The organism is Streptomyces sp. NPDC001515 (genome assembly GCF_053597115.1).
Map to the genome: position 1 here is coordinate 1 of NZ_JBSFHN010000084.1, position 2,107 is coordinate 2,107.

General features: G+C 71.5%; 1 protein-coding gene. It reads left to right on the forward strand.

All coding sequences use genetic code 11. The features are described from left to right. A partial coding sequence (locus ACWCXC_RS37390) for a condensation domain-containing protein (protein WP_450891814.1) occupies positions 1 to 2,107 on the forward strand: 2,107 nt, incomplete at both ends.

Here is a 2,107-nt window from a genome sequence, read left to right on the forward strand (position 1 = left end):
CAGGAGGAGATCCTGTGCCTGGCCTTCGCGGAGGTCCTCGGACTTCCCGAAGTGGGTGTGGACGACGACTTCTTCGAGCTCGGCGGCCATTCCCTCCTCGCCGTCCGCCTCGTCAGCCGCATCCGCTCCGTCCTCGGCGTCGAGGTCGGAATCCGTGAACTCTTCGAGGCCCCGACGGTGGGCGGAATCGCCGCCTGTCTGACCGGTGCCGAACAGGCCCGGCTTGCTCTGAAGGCGGGGGAGCGCCCGGAGCGCGTACCGCTCTCCTTCGCCCAGCGCCGCCTGTGGTTCATCGGCCAGCTGGAGGGCCCGAACGCGGCCTACAACGTCCCGGTGGCCCTGCGCCTCGACGGCGACGTCGACCACGAGGCCCTGGAGGCCGCCCTGCGGGACGTGATCGAGCGCCACGAGGTCCTGCGTACCGTCTTCGAGGTGGCGGACGGCGAGCCGTACCAGCGGATCGTCGCCGTCGACGAGCTGGAGTGGACCCTGCCCCTGGTGGAGGTCGCTCCGGAGGAGCTGGCCGACGCGGTCGCCGCGGCGGCCGGACGCGCCTTCGACCTCGCGGTCGAGATCCCCTTCCGCGCCTCGCTGTTCACCACCGCCGACAACGACCGCGTGCTCGTCGTCGCGATGCACCACATCGCCAGCGACGGCTGGTCCAAGCGCCCGCTGGCCCGCGACCTGTCGGCCGCCTACGCGGCGCGTCGCGAGGGCCGCGCCCCTGCGTGGGAGCCGCTGCCGGTGCAGTACGCGGACTACGCGCTGTGGCAGCGCGAACTCCTCGGCGACGAGAACGACGAGAACAGCCTCATCTCCCGCCAGGTCGCCTACTGGCGGCGGACACTGGCCGACGCACCCGAGGAACTTCAGCTCCCGGTCGACCGCGTGCGGCCGGCGGAGCCCTCACACCGAGGGCACGACGCCGCCCTGACCGTGCCCGCCGACGTGCACGCCCGCCTCGCGGAGGTGGCGCGGGCCGAGGGCGTGACCACGTTCATGGTGCTGCAGGCCGCCCTGGCGATGCTCCTGTCGAAGCTGGGCGCGGGTACGGACATCCCGATCGGCGCGGCGAACGCCGGCCGCACGGACGAGGCCCTCGACGACCTCGTCGGCTTCTTCGTCAACACGCTCGTCATCCGCACCGACCTGTCCGGCGACCCGACCTTCCGCGAGGTCCTCGGCCGTGTCCGCGACACGAGCCTGTCCGCCTTCGCCCACCAGGACGTCCCGTTCGAGAAGCTGGTCGAGGAACTGTCCCCGAGCCGGTCGATGGCCCGGCACCCGCTGTTCCAGGTGATGCTCCAGGTGCAGAACAACGCCGAAGCCGTCCTCGATCTCGACGGTGTGCGGGCCGGGGGCCTCGCGGCCGGTACTGGTACCGGCACCTCGGTGGCGAAGTTCGACCTGGACGCCTCGGTGGTCGAGACCGTCGACGAGAACGGAGCCCCGGCAGGCCTGCGCGGCTCCGTGGTCGCCGCCGCCGACCTCTTCGACGCGGACACCACCCAGCGGCTCGTGGCGCGCTGGACGCACGCCATCGAGCAACTCGCCACAGACCCGCAGCTCCGCCTGAGCGCCCTGGACGTCCTGGGCGAGACCGAGCGCGATCAGGTCCTCACGGAGTGGAACGGCACGGCGGTCGAGTTGCCGGGGGGTTTGCTGCCTGAGCTGTTCGAGGCGCAGGTGGTGAGGACGCCGGAGGCGGTGGCGGTGGTCTCGGGTGGTGTGGAGGTCTCGTACGCGGATCTGGACGCTCGCGCGAACCGGCTGGCCCGCCACTTGGCGGCCCTGGGCGTGGGTCCGGAGTCGTTCGTCGGTGTCTGCCTGGAGCGTGGCATCGACTCGGTCGTGGCGCTGCTTGCGGTGTTGAAGTCCGGGGGTGCGTATTTGCCGATCGATCCGGCGTACCCGGCGGAGCGGATCGCGTACATGCTGGGCGATGCGCGGCCGGCTGTGGTTCTGGCCTCGACGAGTACGGCGTCCGTGATCGCGCGGTCGGATGCGACGAACGTCGTGGCCGTCGACGGGCTGGACCTGACTGCCCTCCCGGCCGGCCCGCTGGGTACGCGTATCCGTCCCGAGCACCCGGCGTACGTGATCTACA